This is a genomic window from Colwellia sp. 75C3 (assembly GCF_002836255.1).
GTDB lineage: Bacteria > Pseudomonadota > Gammaproteobacteria > Enterobacterales > Alteromonadaceae > Colwellia.
Map to the genome: position 1 here is coordinate 144033 of NZ_PJAU01000048.1, position 20604 is coordinate 164636.

Consider the following 20604-nt stretch of genomic DNA (forward strand, 5'->3'; position numbering starts at 1 on the left):
CACTTTTTATATTTTTATATTTTTATTTTAGCCATTCGTTTTAACGATTACTTTTCACATATTATAAATAGTAGAGACCTAGGTGTTAGCAGATATTTTAGTAGGACCCATTTTACGACGTTTAACAGCACAACAATTAGTGCTGTGGTGGCTTAGTCCGTTTGAGTGTAGCGGTGAATTTCAATGTTACTTAAGTGATGGGAACTCAGATGATGATAGCTTAAATGATGTTGGCTCAATTAAAGGTCAGCCAATTTTTGTAGCACCGCTTAATGAGACTAATTTAACAACATTTCGTGTTGGTGAACATGCCGTTGTTCATTTGTTGGATGTAAGTATTAACTTACCTGCTGATACCTATATTGAATATGATTTATGCTTAACTGATTCTTCTCAAACTCGACATAGCCCTCAAAATAAATCTCAGTCTACTTCTCAACAAAAAACTAAATCTCTAGCTGACATTATCCCTGATTTAACCTTTGCAGGTAAAAGTAGACCTTCCTTTATTATCCAAGAAAATATTAATAATTTACTGCATGGCTCGTGTCGAAACCCTCATCATGCGAGTCAAGATAGCTTGTTAGCGGGTGATCAATTAGTTGGACAAACCTTAACTAATGTTGAGAAAAGGCCAGCGTTATTGATGATGTCTGGCGATCAAATTTATGCGGATCATGTTGCCGGCGTTACGCTTTATGCTATTCATCAAGTTATCGCTTTATTGGGCTTAAATGATGAACGTTTTACCGATAGCAACTTAGCTGAGCAGGGCATTACCTGTGGAAGTGAGCTTTATCAGTTTGCTGATCAGTATTTTCAGCGGGAATTACTGCTACCTAAAAGTACTTCACCTGAGTCTTGGTTTAGTTCTTCTATTTTTTCATCAAAAAAGCAACACGCTATTTTTACCTCTACTTATGCTCATAATCACGTAATGACCTTTGCTGAAAATATCGCGATGTATTGTTTAGTATGGTCAGCAACTTTATGGCAGCAGGTTGAACTGGAAGGTTTTAACGTCCCGGTAAAATATAAAGCGATTCATCAGAAAGAATTAGCCGCCATTAAAGACTTTGTGAGTGGCTTGGATAAAGTGCAACGTTTGTTAGCACACACGCCTACTTATATGATTTTTGATGATCATGATGTGACAGATGATTGGAACTTAACCGCAGCCTGGGAACAAGCTGCTTATCAAGATCCGTTGGCAAGGCGCATTATTGGTAATAGCTTGTTTGCTTATTGGTTATGCCAAGGGTGGGGCAATGATCCCAAACAATTTAAAGGTGATTTTTATCAAGTTGCTAATGCTTATCAAGTGGCTAATGTTAAGCATAAAGAAGCAGATTTCAAACAAGAAGACTCTGACCTACAAGCTACGGACTCACACGACTTATGTTCACAAGACAGCTTTATTGACTATTTATTAAAGTTCTCCCATTGGCAATACACTCTTGATAGCCACCCTAAGTTAGTGGTGCTTGATAGTAGAACACGTCGCTGGCGCTCAGAACATGCTTTAGATGATCCTTCAGGGCTAATGGACTGGGAGGCTTTGTGTGAATTACAGCAAGAATTGATAGGACATGATTCGATATTATTGGTATCTCCAGCACCTATTTTTGGTGTTAAGGTTATTGAAACGATACAGCGAATGGCCACGATAGCAGGTCAGCCATTAGCCGTAGATGCCGAAAATTGGATGGCACATCCTGGCGCGGCGAGTACCTTGTTGAATATTTTTAAACATCCGAAAACACCGCAACACTTTGTTATTCTTTCAGGGGATGTACATTACTCTTTTGTTTATGATATTGAGCTAAGATTTCGTGACAATTCTCCACATATTTGGCAAATCACCTCTAGTGGTATTAAAAACCAATTTCCTCAACCGCTGATTGGTTTTTTTGATCGGATGAATCGTTGGCTTTATGGTCCTTACTCACCGCTTAACTTATTTACTAAGCGTCGTTCTATGCGTATTAAAGGACGGAAGTTAATGGTTGATGGAGAAGAGAAAAGGCTAACATTAGGCCATCAAAGACTGCAACCTAAAAGTGGCTTGGGCTATTTAGAGATCAATGATGATGGCTCACCATATTTAATTGCAGACTTACATTGTGATGGCAGTAAAACGGTATTTATTGAGAGTAACGAAGAGCTAGTTCCTTAGCTCTTTCAGCTATTATCTCGTTCAGAACTTAGTCATTTAGTTCTTTTTCTTTACTGGTAACATTCGTGTCAGAGTGTCATCTTTTTGAATGTAATGATGTACTAATCCAGCCACGGCATGCAAAGCGATAAGATAGTAACCCCATGAGCCAATATCTTTATGCCAACCTTCTAATATTTTTCCGAAAGGTTTGTCATAAGGGATAAGCGCAGGTAGCTCTAGTCCGAAAAAGGGAATGACTTTACCTTTAGCACTGAGAACAAACCAGCCAAATATAGGCATGGCAATCATGAAAACATAAAGCGTTAGGTGAGCCATTTTTGCCCCCCAAGCCTGTATAACAGAAAGCGGCGGGGTTATTTGTGGCGTAACTTGCACACTACGTAAATACAGACGAGCACAGACTAGAATAAAAACCAATAAACCTAGCATAAAGTGCGTCATCTTAAATAGGTCTCGCAGTTCAGTGCCTTTTTCAAAAAATACTCTGCCTTCAATACTGGCAAAAACAAAAATCATTAACAGCACCATCAACCAATGTATCTTAATTGAAAGTGAACCATAGTGATTTTCAGTGTTCTTCCAAGACATGCTTAATCCTTACTTATTTTATCTTATCTTTACTTACTTTTAGGGACGAAAGTACTGGCTAAGTCCGCAATATCATCAACACTTTTTGCCAGCTCTTCCATTTGCTCGGCTACACGGTCGGTTTGTTGCCAAGTAGATTCAGTATTTTGCGCAATATCGGTTAAGTGGCTATTAATTTCATGAGACACACAAGATTGCTCTTCTGCTGCGGTCGCTATCTGGGTGGCGGCTTGATTAATGTTTTGCATTTTTTCGACCACTAAATCAATTTGTTGATGAGATGCCTGAGCACTCTCTACACAGAACTGTGCTTCATCTTTATTTTTATTCATTAAGACAACCCATTGCTCTATGGTATTGAGCATAATGGTTAAACGTTGATGAATTTTTTCTGCAGACTCTTGGGTACGTGATGATAAATTTCTTACTTCATCAGCTACTACGGCAAAACCTCGACCGTGTTCTCCAGCACGAGCTGCTTCAATGGCTGCATTTAAGGCTAATAAGTTAGTTTGATCAGCAATGGATTGAATATCGTCCATCAACTCACCCACGTTATTTGCCGACTGCGTTAAGCTATCTGCAGAGCTTGAAGCATTCTCTACCGCTTTCGCCAAATGACTTATTTTATCACTGGTATCATAAATGCTTTGCTGAGATTGTTCACAGTGTTCAAAAGTCACTTCTAATTCACTGGCGACATGCACGGTGTTTTGGGCAATGTCTTGGGTAGAATCCTGCATTTGACTCATAGCAGTACTAAGTTGCTCTAAATCATCTTTTTGCTGTGCTAATGTTGTTCGAGTATCTGTAAGACCTTGCCTTACTTTTGCCATCACTGCTTTTATCGGTTTAGCCGCGTCAAGGGTACGTTCAATAATGGCTTTGATTTTGGTTTTTAACAGTGAAAAATTGAAATCAAAAACACTGGCGCTTCCTTTACCAAAATAGACCTTACGAGACACTGAATCAAACATACTCTGCATACGCTGTGCTCGCATAGCGGTAGGAATAATATCAGACCAAAAAATGATAATAGGGGTCACGGCACTAATGCCGGCAATAACAGAGGCAAGTAAACCCAATTGCGTAAAAATGAAACCTTGCGCAATAACCGATAGGAGCACTAAAAAGGTAAACTTATGATTTTTAGTAAACTCAAAAGTAACCCAGTTATTTTTATTATTAAGTGCTTGGTATATTCTGTCAGCATTGCCTGCAAGAGCCGTGTTTGCAACGGTACTAATGCATTGGAAACCCGTTATTTTACTTTGGCTATACTGTGGCGTGATAAAAACATCAAGCCAAATACTTTTACCACTTTTACTTTTAAGTTGTAATAAACCTTGCCAAGAAAAGCCTTTTGCAAGCGTCGCCGATAATTCATCAAGCACTACTTTAGGCATTTGTTGATGCGTTAAGCTACGTGTATCAATATTAAGTAGCTCACTTTCTTGATAGCCAGTGGTTTGGCAATAAGCTTCATTGGCATAGGTGTAGTTACCTTTTAAGTCGGTAACAGAAATTAATTGTTTCATAATAGATGACATAGATTACACAACATAAAGTGGTTAAGTTAATGGTAACAATAAGATAAATTTATCGCTTTGATCTATATCGGCAAAAACTCATTAACTTTAGTGAATTTTAACTAAATAAAACAATTTATTTACTATGGCTACTCTTACTCAATAGTTTCGTTTTGTACCTGGGTAGATTTTTCTACAGTTATTAATTGAGCAAGTATTCTTTTAAGTAGCTCACCACCTAATTGATTACTCGCTAAACCATTTTCATCACCAAAACGACCTAGTTCTACATTTTTTAAATGCTTAGTTATCGTTTCATTGTCTTTAATGATAGTCAGGGCCAACTGTTCAATTATCACTGATGTGATGATAATGCGAGTTTGTGCTTTACCTAATAGGCGTTTTTTCTGTTTAGCTTCATTGGAGGCTAGTACCGCTGTGTTGGTTTCAATCTTTTGTACTCTTTGTTTGGTATCTAGATCTTCTAAGGCCAATGTTTCACTTCGCTCAGGGTACATCTTTGCGTATAACTCAGCACTTATTTTGGGGTATAACGCTGGGTAATCAGTGGCCAGTTGCGTACGTGTTTTTTTAAACAAAATTTCTATATTCGTTTTACCTGTCGCACTTGTTTTAAGTACCTCAGACCAAGCCTGTAAATTGCCAAAGCGAACTTCTTCAACGTGAACAATAGTCGTTGTTTTTTTCTGTATGCTCGGTGAATCTAATTGGTGAGTAGGTACTACTGCCAGCTGCGCGTTAATGTTATCAACGATAAATAGCTGAGGCTGAGTTAAGCCTTCAATATTACTCAGGGAAAAGTTAGTAAAACTGGTGATGCCGGTATTATTAGAGAAATTAGCGCTGAGTAGCTGTGCTTGTTGAGCGCTATAGTATTCACTTTGTAATAAAATTTGGCTTTTGAGGTAATCATTTAACGATCCATTAGCGAGATACCACATCATAGAGCTAAGAAATAATAAGGTGGCAAAGGCTAGTACAGCTAATTTATTCAAGGGCTTTTCTCTTTTACGTCAATTTGCGTTAAGTGGTTAATATTTTAAGCTAAGTTACCGGCTAGGTAAATGCTATTAAGTAGGCTATAGGTTATAGTATTTGTGTGCAAATAGTCGCCAAATGCGCAGTTTTAACCTCATTATCAATATTCTATTAGAGAATCTTTATGTCAAATAAGTCTGTATCTACAGCGCCAACGAGTACTTCGACCTTTACCAGCCGTTTACCCTTATTCATGTTAGTTGCCATTTTAGTGGTATTAATTACTTATTTACAGTGGCCTGAAGCTCAGCAGGAAAAAAGTAAATTCAAGCGTGTTGTTGCGGTAAAAATGGTACCTGTGGTACTTGCCGAATTTATTGAAAGTGTTGAAGCCGTAGGTACCGCTCGAGCAAATGAGCAAGTGGTTATCACCAGTAAATATTCTGATCTCGTTGATGAAATTTATTTTAACGATGGCCAACAAGTTAAAAAAGGCGCTTTATTAGTTAAGTTAAATAATCAAGAAGAGCTAGCAAAAGTTGATGAGTTAAAAGCTAATTTGTCCGAGTCACAAGCACATTTAAAGCGCTTAACTGAGTTACTGTCGAGTAGGGCAACATCGAAGTCTTTAGTGGAGCAACAAGAAGCCAAAACTAAAGCGATTGAAGCACAACTTGTTAGTGCTAGCGCTAAATTAAATGACTTAACTATTCGTGCGCCATTTGCTGGTGTGCTAGGTTTTCGTGAAGTCAGTAAAGGGGCTTATATTGATGCGGGCGATGTTATTACTAGCTTAGATGATCTCAGTAGTATCAAGGTAGACTTTCATTTACCAGAGCGTTTATTAACCCATATTCATGTTGGTCAACAAGTTACTGCTATGAACAGTGCTTACCGAGGTAAAGAATTTATTGGAAAAATCACTGCTATTGATAGTCGTATTGACTCAAGTACCCGTAGTCTTAAAGTTCGCGCTACCATCAGTAATAAAGCGTTGAAACTACACCCAGGCATGTTGCTCAATATTAGCGTGTTATTACAAGTTGAAAATATTCTGCAATTGCCTGAAAGCACTATTATCCCAATAGAAAACAACCATTACGTTTTTGCTGTTAGCGATGATAAAGCAGTACGTAAGGCAATAAAAATTGGTCGACGTCATCCTGGTGTCGTGGAAGTTATATCAGGCCTAGTTGAAGGCGAACAAGTGGTTGTAGAAGGAGCGCTTAAACTTCGAGATGGCTCTGCTGTGAGTATTATTGGAAAAGAAACTGAAGCAGAAGATAAAACTGCTACTCCTGATAATGGGAGCAAAACCTAGTGATTTTATCTGATTTATCGGTTAAAAGACCGGTTTTTGCTACCGTTATAAACTTACTTATTATTACTTTTGGTATTGTCGCTTTTTTAATGTTGCCATTAAGAGAATACCCAGATATTGATCCACCGATTGTTAATATCAGCACCAATTACCCCGGCGCATCAGCGGCAATAGTTGAGACTAAAATAACGCAATTACTTGAAGACAGAATTAGCGGCGTAGAAGGGGTTAAAACCATTAATTCCAATAGTCGTGTTGGTCGTTCAAGTATTACTATTGAGTTTAATTTAGACCGTGATATTGACGCCGCGACCAATGACGTACGCGATAGAATTTCACGGGCATTGAACAATTTACCTGAGCAAGCTGATCCCCCTGAAGTATCTAAAGCCAATGATGATGAAAACGTCATTGTTTGGTTCGTTTTACAAAGCGAAACCATGAGTACATTAGAGCTTACCGATTACGCGAACCGTTATATCGTTGATCGATTTGCTGTGGTTGACGGTGTTGCTCGTGTGCAAGTGGGCGGTGGTCGAACATATGCGATGAAAATTCGTCTTAATCGAGCCTCTATGGCGGCGCGTAATATCACAGTGCAAGATGTTGAAGATACTTTACGTGATGAGAATGTTGAGTTACCTGCAGGTCGAATCGAATCAGTAGATAGAGATTTTTCTATTCGTGTAGAGCGTAGTTATTTATCTGAGCAAGATTTTGCCAACATGGTAATTAGTCACTCAGAAGGTAGCTCAGAAAATAGTTCAGAGAGTGATAACCAAAACAACTCTGTAGTGCGTTTAGGCGATGTTGCGGAAGTATTCATTGGTGCACAAGATGATGAAAACATGTTCCGTGGTAATGGTAAAAACATGGTGGGCTTGGGCGTAATTAAGCAATCTAAAGCCAATACCTTAGATGTAGTTAAATCTGCTAGAAAAGAGATGGTTACTATTCGTAGTTCTCTGCCTGTGGGAACAACCATTACCAATAGTTATGATAGTTCGGTATTTATTCAGGGCTCTATTGATGAAGTATATAACACCCTAATTATCGCTATGTTAATGGTGGTATTGGTTATCTTTTTATTCTTAGGTAATGTTCGCGCTACCTTGATTCCTGCTATTACGGTACCTGTTGCCTTAATTGGTTCAATGATGGCGTTATCTTGGTTTGGATTCTCCATTAACCTTTTAACATTACTCGCTTTAGTTTTGGCTATCGGTCTGGTGGTTGATGATGCCATTGTGGTTTTAGAAAACATCTACCGTCGTATCGAAAATGGTCAAACACCCTTGATGGCGGCGTATGAAGGGGGCAGGGAAGTTGCTTTTGCTGTTGTTGCCACCACCTTAGTATTGGTTGCTGTATTTGTACCGCTGGTCTTTTTATCCGGCAATATGGGGCGATTATTTACCGAGTTTGCTATCGCAATAGCAGCCGCGGTAATATTTTCAAGTTTAACTGCTTTGTCACTTACCCCAATGATGTGTTCAAAAATGTTAAAACACAAAGAGCGCAGTTCTTCTTTTGGTCAAAAGCTAGATCGCGCATTTGCTAGTTTTGAAGCGTCTTATGGTCGCGCCCTGAAAAGTAGTATTCAACAACCCATGCTTATCGTACTGGTGTTGGGCTTGTCACTAGCCGCAGTCTTTTTGCTATTTAATAAATTACCTTCTGAATACACACCTAAAGAAGATCGCGGTAATTTCTTTTTAATGATGCAAAGCGCTGAAGGTGCGAGTTATGAAAATAACGTTAAAAACATGCATAAAATTGAAGAGAAACTTTTAGGCTACCAAGCACAGGGTGAGTTAGACCGAGTGATAGTGCGTGTTCCCGGTTTCGGTGGCACTGGTGGTATTGCCATTGTTGGTTTACCTGATTGGGATGAACGTAGCATTGATACTTTTAGTTTTATTAATAAAATAAATCGTGACGTGCAAAGTGTTACCGATGTTCGTGCCTTTGCCATTATGCGCCGAGGTATTGGTGGCGGCGGTGGCGGCAGTAATGCACCTGTTTCTTTTGTTCTACAAGGTAATACCTTTGAAGAACTAGCACTGTGGCGTGATATTTTGATTACTGAAGCGCAAAAAAATCCAAATTTATCGAATATAAATAGTGATTACAAAGAAACCTATCCTCAGTTATTAGTTAAAATTGACCGTGAACGCGCCTATGATTTAGGTGTGCCTGTTGGTGATATCGCTGAGACTTTGGAGACGATGCTAGGTCAACGTCGTGTAACCACTTTTGTTGATCGTGGTGAAGAATATGACGTGATTGTTGAGGGTGATGAGAAGCAATTTCAAAGCCCTACCGACATTGACAATCTCTATGTTCGCTCTCGTACGACGAACAAGTTAATTCCATTAGCTAACTTGCTGAATATTGGTGAGAATGCCACATCATCTAGACTGAATCGTTATAATCGCTTACGTAGTATTACCGTTACGGCTAACCTAGCTGATGGTTATGCTCTAGGTGATGCACTAGATTTTCTTGTAGATGTGACTAAGAACAAACTACCGGAACATGTGCAAGTGGATTATAAAGGTGAGTCGTTATTGCTAAAAGAATCGGGCAACTCTATCTTGTTTGTTTTCTTACTGGCACTGTTAATTACTTATTTAGTGTTAGCTGCGCAGTTTGAAAGCTTTATTCATCCCTTTGTTATTTTACTTACCGTACCACTGGCGCTGGTAGGTGCCCTTGCCGGACTTGAGTTAATGGGTATGAGTTTAAATATTTACAGTCAAATTGGTATTGTCATGCTGATAGGTTTAGCGGCTAAAAATGGTATTTTAATTGTCGAATTTGCCAACCAGTTACGTGACAAAGGTATTGCTTTTGAAGAAGCATTAATTAGTGCTTCTCAGCAGCGTTTACGCCCAATTGTGATGACGACATTTACCACAGTTACCAGTGCTATTCCTTTAGTGTTAGCTGTTGGCCCTGGCGCAGAAAGTCGAATGGTTATTGGTGTCGTTATTTTTGCGGGTGTATCACTGGCGAGTATATTTACCTTGTTTATTGTACCGGGCGCATATTATTGGTTATGTCGTAATACGGGCTCTCCGCAAGCGATTGCCAATGAAATAGAAAAGGCAGAACAACAAGGTTAATGGCTGTTGTCATATTAAATAAGCTATCTTACTAACGAAGCAACGAATGCTTTTATAGTGACTTAGATTTAAGTAAAAAGCCCTAGCAGACGAGAGTCGCTAGGGTTTTTTTTATGAGTATGGTTCTAGAAAGACAATCGATACTTTTTAATAACTTAAAAAATCGTTGCTATACTTATTATTATAATTTTGGTTACCTATTAACTTTTTTATAAAACAAACACATTCACTTAATGAGTTTTAACAATGCCTCAAATAAAAAAAATAAATATATTGTTACCAGACCTTTTGCGTTCGCGTCTTATAAGAGAAGTTATCCTCATTGTTTTAGTTGCCTTGCTAATTTTTTGGTTTGCGCAAGAATATGATGCTTTTGAGTATTTAGTAGAAAAATCCCGTAAACATGAAGATTGGGAGTTAGATGAATTATTTACTTTGTTAATGATTTCTTCTTTTGCCTTCTTATTTATTACTGTTCGCAATGGAAAATATTTAAAGCTCGAAATAAAACGCCGTTTTCATGCGGAAAAAGAGATTAGAAAATTAGCATTTTTTGATAGTTTAACAGGCTTACCCAATAGAGATTTATGTAACAACCGTTTAGAACATATTCTTGTGCATGCAAAAAGATCACAGAGTTTAGCCGCTATTTTATTTATTGATTTAGATAGTTTTAAAGCAGTGAATGATACTTATGGTCATGATGCTGGTGATTATGTGCTCAAAGAAACGGCGACAAGAATGTCAGAACGTTTACGTAGCGATGATACACTTGCCCGAATTGCGGGTGATGAATTTATAATTATTTTAGAAACACTGCCCACGGCAAATAGTGTTAGCAATTTAGCTGAAAATTTGATTGAAGCAATAGAACCCGCTTTTGTTTTTGATGGCAATGAGGCTTATATAGGACTAAGCATAGGTATTGCCATTTATCCAACCGATGGTGAAACTGCCGAAGAGTTGATCAAAAATTCAGATACTGCAATGTACCATGCTAAAGATTCTGGAAAAAACACTTTTCGTTTCTTCTCTAGTGAACTTGATCAACAGGCAAAAACCAAGTTAAAAATCAGTAATCAACTTCGCCAAGCAATGGAACTCAATGAGTTTACCCTTCACTACCAACCAATCATCGATACCGGAACAAATAAAATTAAAGGGTGCGAAGCACTTCTACGTTGGAATAATGCTTTGTTAGGCAGTGTACCTCCTGATGTTTTTATCCCCATTGCAGAAGATATAGGTCTTATTTCAGTTATTGGAGACTGGGTATTATTGCAAGCATGTCATCAAAATAAAGCTTGGCATGATGCTGGTTATAAAGGGTTGGTCATGTCAGTTAATATGTCTGTACGCCAACTAGAGTTTGAAAATTTTGTAACCACGGTTCAAGACTGTTTAACTAAAAGTAAATTAGACGCAAACTATCTTGATCTAGAGTTAACCGAAACTACTATTATGAAAAATGTTGATATTGCTATGCTCAGATTAGAGCAACTAAAAGCTTTAGGGCTTTCTATTTCCCTCGATGATTTTGGTACTGGATATTCTTCAATGAGTTATTTATGTAAACTCAACATAGATCGTATTAAGATCGATCGTAGCTTCATCCGGTATATTCCTGAAAATAAAGAGGATATCATCACCACCAAAGCTATTATCTCTCTCGCAAATAACCTTAATTTAAAAATAACCGCCGAAGGTATTGAAACCTCAGAACAAAAATTATTCATTGAAGGTACTGTTGTCGATTCGGCACAAGGCTTCTATTACAGTAAAGCGGTTGGTGCGGCTGAGTTTGAGTTACTTTTAAAACAGCCAAACTGGTAAGTAAAAGATTGATTAATGCTTATTATAAATAGGCAAAAAAATGCCTAAAGCTTCTTTAATCCAATACAAAGTGATCACAGTAATTAAAAATCGAATTGAACATAAACGGTATTATAATTACTACCGCCTTTAATGCGACCAAACTGTGAGGCAGATTCAAAAATGGCAGAGCGATGATGAATACTATAACCTAGCCAAGTTTCATTGAGTGCATTCATATTAAATATATCACCTAAATTAATATCTACAGTAAAGTCTATATAGTTCATTAACTCACTGGGGCGATAGCCTTTTCGTTCCATTTCAGATGCTTCAATGTAAGACACATCAGAGGCATAAGATAATCCTTCTGCTAAACCAATACGCCAGCGTACGGGCCAGTTAATAGTGTAATAGGCTTTAATTGCCAGTACATATTCTTGCTCTGAATCTTGAACGTCTGAATTCCAATGCCAAACAAAACCAGGGGTTAAATAGATATCTATCGGTAATGAAAATAACTCATCAGTTAATGGGAGTCCGTAAAATATTGAACTGAGTTGATTATTGTATTCATCTTTGACGGTATCACCGGCGAGAATATCGCCAATATTAGAAGGTGTCGCCCAACCATGGGCTAAGCGTAAATAGCCATGATTTGTTAGGTCTGATTTTTTGGCTTTACTAATATCGTTAAAAAAGGCGAAACCTAAATATGCCTCACTTTGCCACCGTTGATTGACGGTATCGCTCTCGTAAGCATTTTTATCAAGTAAGGTGGCGTTGACTGAAGCTAATAAATAGAAGTTTTTTGCTACGTGATAGCGAGTTTCAATGCCGGCATTCACTTCAATACCAGCACCAATATTTTGTTCAGGTATATCAGCGATACTGGTTAATGCATAATAATGGCTATTAAAGCTGGCACTTTTATAACGAGCACTCACTTTGGGCATAAACTCCCAACTGTTGTGTTGAAAGTACCAACTTTGGCTCAAGTTAGCGTAAGGGTTACCTTCAAGATCGCTAAATAGTTCAACATCAAAAAAGCTGCCTTTACTGAATGATTTTCTTGCTTGGAAACCAAGATCAACTGTGTCACCTTGTACTTCATTTTGATATTCAGCAGGAATATCGAAAAAACGCATACGCGCCATGGCATTCAACTGCCAATCATTTTTTTGATACAAATGCGCTCCACCTTCAATACCCCGAATAAAAAAGGTTTCTCCCTGATAAAACATCATAGGAACAAAGCTAGTAACATTGTCGGCTTCAGTGTCGAAGGGGATTTCTGCATTCCTCATTAATACACCTAACCCCCAAGTCTGCTCTTGGTAAATCTTACTGTGTTCTGTAGATTCTGGCGTGTTATTACTCTTGATTGGAGTACCTTTTGTAATACTTTCTTCAGTAGATTTTTCAGCTAAAAGGTTTGATGAAAATAGTAAGGAGAGGGTAAATGATATTGCAGCACAGTAACGCATTGTGATCCTTAGTAACTTTTAAGGCAAAGTGGTGGTGATTTTGTTTAGTGTATCATTAGTCAATTGTAGTGAAAAAATTATTTTAATTTCCAATGTAGACCACTATTTATTTAAAATCATATTGGAAAGCCCCTTTCTAATAATCTTAACAAAGCGACTAATGTACTGATTTTTAAGACGGTCATGCTTTATTCATAAAAGTTATATGTTATAAATGCGTGGTGATATACCCAGGCTACTTCAATATGCTCGTTTCAGGACGGCTGAGTGATTCATAATCAAGGCGCGTATTTTATTAATGGTTATTCCCTTAATTACATATGCAACGATGAATATGATTTTCTCAGACGTCCCCGTAGGGCTGGTTTAGAAACGTTTTATCCATCGTTATTAACTTAGATAAGGAGATAGCCATTCTCTTCAATTAATATCTTGCTTAAAGACGTTTCTAATTCCAGCTGAATCCTGCATCTTGAGGTTGCTTGGGTATAAGTATTAACAACATAAATTCCTAAGAAGAAAGTCGTTATCATTATTAAGGTCAACATCAATGTTTATTAATAAATCTAAACTGACTAAGGCATTAACCCTAGCACTAGTCACTTCAGGTCTTGCATTATCAGGTTGTGAGCAAGCAAGCACCCCTCCTCAGGTTAAAAGTTCATCGTCAGCCAGTAGCAGTATTGTTCGTATGAAAAGCGAATCTCTCAATGCTACTTACGCAGAAATGCGAGCGAAACAAATAAGCGATGTGAGCTATGACTTACACGTGAAAATAGATAACAAAAGTGAAGTTTTTTCTGGTTCAACAACGCTGAATTTTGAATTAATTGAAGATAATCAAAATGATTTAACGATAGATTTTGATGAAGGCACAGTTAAATCATTAACCGTTAATGGTAAAGAAGTTAAGTTTAGCTATGAAAAGTGGTTTATTACCATTCCAGCTGCGGAGTTAACTGCTGGCAAGCAGGCTATTACGATTGATTACGAACGTCCTTATTCGACTGACGGCTCTGGTTTTCATCGCTTTGTAGATCCTAAAAACGGTGAAGTTTACTTATACACCGATTTTGAACCTTATGATGCAAACCGTTTATTTCCTCATTTTGATCAACCTGATTTAAAAGCCAGTTACAAAATTGAAGTGACTGCGCCAGCTCATTGGCAAATCATTAGTGCAACACGCGAAACCAGTATTAGTGATAAGGGTGATACTAAAGTTTGGTCATTCCCTGCATCTGCAAAATTTTCTTCTTATGTCTTTTCTCTTCATGCGGGTAACTACGCCGTTTGGGAAGACGATTTTGAAGGTATGAAATTACGTTTGTTTGCTCGTCAAAGCTTAGCTGAGTACGTAAAAACGGATGAATGGTTTATTCCAACTAAACAAAGTTTTGCATTCTTCAACAAATACTTTGAAGTGGAGTATCCTTTTGGAAAATACGATCAGATTGTAGCACCAGACTTTAACGCCGGCGCAATGGAAAACGTTGCCGCAGTTACGTTCAGTGAAGGCTATATTGCACGCGGTGAAAAATCGACTAGTGCGCGAATGAGCTTAGCGAATGTTATTGCTCATGAAATGGCACATATGTGGTTTGGTGATTTAGTCACGATGCGCTGGTGGAATGGCTTATGGTTAAATGAAAGTTTTGCCACTTATATGGCTAACTTAGCTATTGCACAAGCAAGTGACTTTGAAAATAACTGGGATGTATTTTACTCAGGCACTAAACAGTGGGCTTACCGTACAGATGATTCGGTAAACACTCATGCCATTGAGTTACCAGTTGCTTCTACCGGCGTTGCCTTGTCAAACTTTGACGGCATTACTTATGGTAAAGGTGCTTCAGTGTTAAAACAGTTACCTTACTATTTAGGTGAAGAAAACTTCCGTGTTGGTGTGAGTAATTATTTGAAAAAATTCTCTTACAAAAACACAGATCTTGACGACTTTATTGGTGAGTTAGGCAAAGCTGCTGGCAAAGATATGACCCAATGGACACAAGACTGGTTATTTAATGCTGGCTTGAACACCATTAAAGTAAATTATCAATGTAGCGACGGTAAAATTAGTGAGTTTACTATAAACCAAACAGCACCTGAAGGTCATCCTACGTTACGCGAACAACGTGTTCAAATTGGTTTATACAATATTAATGCTGATGGTAATGCCATGAGTTTAACCTCAGCAACACCAATCATGTATAAAGGTGCTACCACTGAAATTAAAGAAGTTATTGGTCAAGCTTGTCCTGATTTAGTTTATCCAAACGAAGCCGACTGGGGTTATGTGAAAGTTGACCTTGATGAAAAGTCATTAGCTTCAGCGCAGAAACATATCAATGCTATTGATAATGCAACAATGCGTTTAATGTTATGGCAGAGTTTGTCTGACAGTGTTCGTGATGCAAATTTATCGGCTGATCAGCTAGTGAATTTTGCTATGGCTAACCTTGAAGGTGAAACTGATTATAACGTAACACGTAAAATTGCTAGTACATTAACTTCAGCCTTGAACTATTTAACGGTAGCGACACGCTTAGAGCAAAATGATTATTCAGCGCTTTACATGGAAGTTGAAGATTTATACTTACGTTTATTAGAAAAAGCGAAAGCAGGATCTGATTTTCAAAAACTTTGGTATGGTCGCTATGTTCGAGTAAGTAAAACACCAAAGCATCTGGATAATTTAAAAAATATTTTAAACGGTGAATTAAGCTTTGATGGTGTAACTATCGATCAAGACAAACGTTGGTCATTAGTCGCTAAAATGAATCGTTACCAGCATGGCAATTACCAAGCATTATTAACAACAGAAATCACAAAAGATAATACTGATTCAGGTGTTAAAAGCGCTATTTACGCAGAAGTTTTACGCCCTGAAGCTGAAGTTAAAGAAAAATGGTTTAACGTGGTTATTAATAACCCTGACAAATTAAAACTTTCTACACTTCGTTATATCATGTGGGGTTTATTTCCTTCAGAGCAACACGCTTTAGAAGCACCTTATAAAGCTAAAATCTTAGCGCACATTCCTAAATTAAACGAAGGAAGTGACTTAGGTTTATTAGAATCTTTTGCCGGTAGCATGTTGCCATCTCAATGTACGCCAGCCAGTGAGCTAGAATTAGCACAACTGATTAAAGACTACAGTGATATGAAGCCACAAGTGTTAAAAGCAGTAAAAGCGAGTCATCAAAATATGGGGCGTTGTATTAAAGCGCTAACGTTATTAAAAGTGAGCGCTAATAAAACCTAGAATAAAAGAATAATATATTGAATAGATAAATACTTATCTAAACGATAAAGGGCATTGTGACGTTCACAATGCCCTTTTTTTATCAGTATTATTAATTATGTATCGTTACAAAGTAGACCATTGCTTTTTTAGGCCAATCGCATGGATAACACCAAAGGTTACACAGATAATTGAACTCCAAAGCCAAAACTCCGGACTACGGCCCATGGGGGTATTCATCAAGGTGAAACCAGCCAGGCCTCGCACTAAATACACTAACGTGATGAGCGAAAGGACCAAACGAAGCAGAGGTAGACGGACAATAAGTCCAGCGGCAGAAAAAGCATATGCAGCCCAAATGGCTAACACTGAAAAAATTCCTAAGGTAATTACTGTTGGTTGATAGCTACCTTGCTCAGCCATTAATGCCATTTGTTCACCTGCGCCGAAGAAACGATACCATGAGGCGCCAAAATAAATACAGCCTAAATGTAAAAGTGCAGCAACCGCACTTAATCCCCCTGCGATAATTAAAAAAATGTTCATGAAATGACAGCGTCCTTGATGTTATATTTTGATGAATGAAAATAGCTGTTCGATAATTATTTATTAAGTATAGCTCTGGTTATATAAGCTAAAGATCGTTACAACATAGCTTTATTACAATAAGTGGCTTGTTCAAAGTCACTAATGTTCATGGCGATATTAGTGACGTCAGGAAACATAGCAGCTAATTTTGCTACGATCATTTTTGATAATATTGCTTTTTGTGCTGTTGTTCGCCCTTGCATTATATGAGCAAAAACGTGAATGAAATCGTCACGTTTATTACCGACAATAAATTTTTTAAAAGGGTTAATTCTTACTTTGATATCGCCTTCATCAAACAACTCAGTTGCGTAGGCAGTAAGATGTATTTGTTCGATAATAAACTCTTCTTCATGAGATTCTAAGACGTTTTGTGAGCAGTCCATTACAAAGTGTGGCATTACTATTCCTTGTTAAAGGGGGATATTATGAAGGTATGGGCCTCAACAATAAGTTATTTTGTTTTAAATGCATAATATATGCTTGGTCTATTACCAAATTATGAGACAATTAGGATATAGATAACAACCCATGGTTCATTATGAAACTTTTAGTTCGTAACCTTTCTCGCTCAACAACAGAGCAAGAACTTCGTATTTTATTTTCCGCTCACGGCGCAGTCACAGAATGTAGCTTAGTTTTAGATCAAGCAACAGCTAAATCAAAAGGTTTTGCTTTTGTTATAATGCCTAATGATGCTGAAGCAAAAGTAGCAATGTCTAACTTGCATGAAACAAGAGTTGCTAAGAATAAGATCCGAGTGAAAATAGCTCAGTAACCTTATTGATTAAAGTAATATTATTCGAAGTTTAGTCTTCGAAGAAAAGCCAGCTTATTAGCTGGTTTTTTTATGTCTTAACATAACTTAGTTCCTGAGAGTTACTCCTAATTTTAGGCTAACGTAGTCGGGTAAATTATTATTGCTGCAACACACTAGCCAAACTAATACTTGCTACAGCTCCTTGGCCGTCTTGGCGGTTCTTTAAAGTCAGTTCACCTTCTTGATTACGAATAAATTCTCTACTGATAATCAAGCCGATACCAGAGCCTTGTGCTTTGGTTGAATAAAAGGGTACAAACAAATTATCGTTATTGGCAATGCCTTGACCTGAATCTAGAATATTGATGATTGTTTGCTGACGGCTTTGTTGCCATTGCATTTGTACTTCAGGGCTCGTTTCATTGCCTTCACAGGCTTCAAAAGCATTTTTAATTAAGTTAATTAACGCTTGCTCTAATTGACCCGCGTCGGCAGAAAAGGCTAACTCACTATCATTAATATGTATTGATAACTTAGGGAAGATGGCTTGCATACGTTGAGCGATGTCTTTTGGATAAACCATCGCCATTTTTGCTGGCGCTAATTTACTAAAGGCTGAATAGTTTTCAACAAACTCTAATAGTTGTAACGAGCGTTTTTCAATGACGTGTAAAATATTTTTTTCGAGGACTTCTTGCTCTGGAGTTAATGGTCCTGTTACTTTCATTTCTTGCAAAGATTGCGTCATCGAGTAAATAGGGGTTAATGAGTTTCTTACTTCGTGATTGAGTACTCTTATTAATCGTTGCCATACCTGCTTTTCATTGGCTCTTAGTTGCTGCTCAATCGAGAACAATACCAATAGTTGATAATTACGACCACTGCGCTTTAATACATGGTGAGTTACTTCAAAGCGTTGTACCAATTGACTATCACTGCTTTGTTGCCATTTATTATCCTCAAAAACTAAACCTAATGTCTGTGCATGTTTGCCAAGTAAGTTATTTGTCGGTATTTTTAGCAATAATTCAATGGCATTATTCGCAGAATATATTTGTTGATGATGGTCCAGTACCAGAATAGGTAAGTTTAATTCTTTAATAAATTCAGATAAGAAAGACTCGTTGTGCATGTATTCAAAGCGTTTAGCCTGTAACTTGCCACTGAGTTTTTCAAAATCACGTTTGAGGTTAGTTATTCTTCCACTATTAAATTCGGCTAAATGCCAGCTATTAAACTCTTCATTACCTAAAGAATCTAACTGTAAACTAATGCGATCTAGGGTATCGGTAACATAATAAAAGCAGCGATTAGCTGCCCATATACTTGGGATAATCATAGCAAGAAGTAAAGTACTAGCACTAAGTAACTCTAATTCTAATGAGTTGATAATATAAATGCAGGGAATAAGTGGTAATAAGGCCAAAAAGCAAAATAAGTAAAGTAGCTTATGCTCTAACGTTGATTTCGCCGGTGAGGGATTTCTCATTTTATCACTTACTACTTTATTCAATTAAGTATCCAAATTCTTAGGGTCTATCGCAAACTTTTCTAATCGACGGTAAATAGCTGACTTACTCATGCCTAAGTAGTCACCCGCTTCAATAACATTGCCTTGAAAATGTTTTATCGCGGCAATTAAGGTTCTTTTTTCACTTTCATCTAACGTCATTAGCGGCCAACTTTGTGGTGTATTCTCGCTATGGTTATTTAAGCTAAGTGCGTTAACATCAAGTACGTCGTGTTCTGACATGATTACTGCGCGCTCTATGCTATGACTTAGTTCGCGTACATTACCTACCCAAGGATGTTGTAAAATAGCAGCATGTGCTGCGCTAGATAATGTCATCTCGCCACGGTGATACTTAGTCGCATGTTTTGCTAAAAGGTGCTCTGCAAGTAAAGTGATATCTTCAGGACGTTCTCGTAGTGGCGGAATATGTAGCTCAATAGTATTTAGTCTAAAGAGTAAGTCACGACGAAAGCCCTCAGAGGCAATCATTTGTTCAAGATTGGCATTGGTGGCTGAAATAATTCTAGCGTTGGTCTTTTCGGTTTGGCTTGAACCAACGACTTCATATTCACCACTTTCTAATACCCGTAAAATCTTACTCTGTAAGTTCGCGCCTAGCGTGCCTATTTCATCTAAAAAAAGTGTGCCGTCTGAGGCAATATCAAAGCGTCCTAAACGATTTTCTTTAGCATCGGTAAAAGCGCCTTTTTTATGGCCAAACAATTCACTTTCAAAAAGAGATTCAGGTATTGCGCCCATATTGACACTAACAAAGCGATTATCTGCTCGGTTTGAATGTTGATGAATATAATTGGCAAGTAAACTTTTACCCGTGCCATTTTCGCCAGTAAGTAATATATTGGCATCTGTTGGCGCAGCACGTTTTGCTTTAGCCAATAACTCAAGCATAACGGGTGATTGTACTAAGTAATCTGGACTAATAGATGGTTTACTTAATGCGGTGTAGCGAGCATTTTCACGATGTAATTGTGCGCTGTTAATTTGTTGCTTAACAATGGCTACCAGACGAGTGTTTTTCCAAGGCTTTTCTATGAAATCAACCGCATTAAGTTGCATCGCTTGTACAGCTATATCAATACTTGCCCAAGCGGTCATCACAACAACGGGTACACTAATATTTTTACTTTGTAGCTGTTGTAAAAAGGTCAAGCCTTCTTGCCCTGAAGTAGTATCACTGGAGTAATTCATATCAAGCAAGATAAGATCAATCTTATCGGAGGTGACTATTTGCATCGCTTGCAACGGACTATCGGCTTCAACACAAGAGAACCCGTGGTTACTTAAGGCGATTGATGCTGACATGCGTACATCAAGTTGATCGTCAACAATCAGAACTTTATTCATAGTATGACTAGACTTCCATTTGGCTTATTCAATAAGGTGATTTTAATTATTTATATAAGATATATAAGATATATAAGGTAAAAAAGATAGA

14 protein-coding genes are annotated in these 20604 nt (G+C 37.7%); 6 read left to right on the forward strand and 8 right to left on the reverse strand.

Features of this window, described 5'->3' with window-relative positions; translation table 11 throughout:
• The first annotated feature begins 82 nt into the window (after positions 1–82).
• Positions 83–2176 (forward strand): hypothetical protein, encoded by a 2094-nt coding sequence (locus tag CXF85_RS10945; RefSeq protein WP_101228565.1) that lies wholly within the window; start codon positions 83–85, stop codon positions 2174–2176.
• Between the two features lie 36 nt (positions 2177–2212).
• Here the strand turns inward: CXF85_RS10945 and CXF85_RS10950 are convergent, their stop codons facing one another.
• The 3 genes from CXF85_RS10950 to CXF85_RS10960 all read right to left on the reverse strand — a co-directional run bounded on the left by CXF85_RS10950 (position 2213) and on the right by CXF85_RS10960 (position 5312).
• Positions 2213–2767, reverse strand: a complete 555-nt coding sequence (locus CXF85_RS10950) for a cytochrome b (protein ID WP_101228566.1) — start codon at positions 2765–2767, stop codon at positions 2213–2215.
• Positions 2768–2796: 29 nt separating this feature from the next.
• Positions 2797–4305, reverse strand: a complete 1509-nt coding sequence (locus tag CXF85_RS10955) for a methyl-accepting chemotaxis protein (RefSeq protein ID WP_232771157.1) — start codon at positions 4303–4305, stop codon at positions 2797–2799.
• 146 nt (positions 4306–4451) lie between these two features.
• Positions 4452–5312, reverse strand: coding sequence for a hypothetical protein (locus CXF85_RS10960; protein WP_101228568.1), 861 nt, complete (start codon positions 5310–5312; stop codon positions 4452–4454).
• Positions 5313–5479: 167 nt separating this feature from the next.
• Between CXF85_RS10960 and CXF85_RS10965 the strand changes: the two genes are divergently transcribed.
• From CXF85_RS10965 to CXF85_RS10975, 3 genes are all read left to right on the forward strand, one after another.
• Positions 5480–6616 carry an efflux RND transporter periplasmic adaptor subunit gene (locus tag CXF85_RS10965; protein ID WP_101228569.1) on the forward strand — a complete coding sequence of 379 codons (1137 nt, stop codon included), beginning with the start codon at positions 5480–5482 and terminating at the stop codon, positions 6614–6616.
• On the forward strand, positions 6616–9744 hold the full coding sequence (locus CXF85_RS10970) for an efflux RND transporter permease subunit (RefSeq protein ID WP_101228570.1): 3129 nt from the start codon (positions 6616–6618) through the stop codon (positions 9742–9744). Before CXF85_RS10965 ends, CXF85_RS10970 begins: the two co-directional genes overlap by 1 nt.
• Positions 9745–9990: 246 nt before the next feature.
• Positions 9991–11577 (forward strand): putative bifunctional diguanylate cyclase/phosphodiesterase, encoded by a 1587-nt coding sequence (locus tag CXF85_RS10975; RefSeq protein ID WP_101228571.1) that lies wholly within the window; start codon positions 9991–9993, stop codon positions 11575–11577.
• A gap of 83 nt (positions 11578–11660) precedes the next feature.
• Here CXF85_RS10975 and CXF85_RS10980 read toward each other — a convergent pair whose 3' ends face one another.
• Entirely contained in the window at positions 11661–13043 is a 1383-nt protein-coding gene (locus CXF85_RS10980) for a MipA/OmpV family protein (RefSeq protein WP_101228572.1), read from the reverse strand.
• A gap of 550 nt (positions 13044–13593) precedes the next feature.
• Here CXF85_RS10980 and pepN point away from each other — a divergent pair.
• A complete protein-coding gene (gene pepN / locus CXF85_RS10990; protein WP_101228573.1) occupies positions 13594–16308 on the forward strand; it encodes an aminopeptidase N in 2715 nt (904 codons plus the stop codon).
• 105 nt (positions 16309–16413) lie between these two features.
• On the opposite strand, the gene CXF85_RS10995 is transcribed toward pepN, so the two are convergent.
• The gene (locus CXF85_RS10995; RefSeq protein WP_101228574.1) at positions 16414–16833 is read right to left on the reverse strand and encodes a hypothetical protein; all 420 of its coding nucleotides are present in this window, start codon (positions 16831–16833) and stop codon (positions 16414–16416) included.
• A gap of 98 nt (positions 16834–16931) precedes the next feature.
• Complete coding sequence (locus tag CXF85_RS11000) at positions 16932–17276, reverse strand: 5-carboxymethyl-2-hydroxymuconate Delta-isomerase (protein WP_101228575.1); 345 nt, start codon at positions 17274–17276, stop codon at positions 16932–16934.
• 140 nt (positions 17277–17416) lie between these two features.
• Here CXF85_RS11000 and CXF85_RS11005 point away from each other — a divergent pair, with 140 nt between their 5' ends.
• Positions 17417–17653 (forward strand): RNA recognition motif domain-containing protein, encoded by a 237-nt coding sequence (locus CXF85_RS11005; protein ID WP_101228576.1) that lies wholly within the window; start codon positions 17417–17419, stop codon positions 17651–17653.
• Positions 17654–17792: 139 nt separating this feature from the next.
• Here the strand turns inward: CXF85_RS11005 and CXF85_RS11010 are convergent, their stop codons facing one another.
• A complete protein-coding gene (locus CXF85_RS11010) occupies positions 17793–19148 on the reverse strand; it encodes a sensor histidine kinase (RefSeq protein ID WP_232771158.1) in 1356 nt (451 codons plus the stop codon).
• Entirely contained in the window at positions 19149–20513 is a 1365-nt protein-coding gene (locus CXF85_RS11015) for a sigma-54-dependent transcriptional regulator (protein ID WP_101228577.1), read from the reverse strand.
• Positions 20514–20604: the final 91 nt, after the last annotated feature.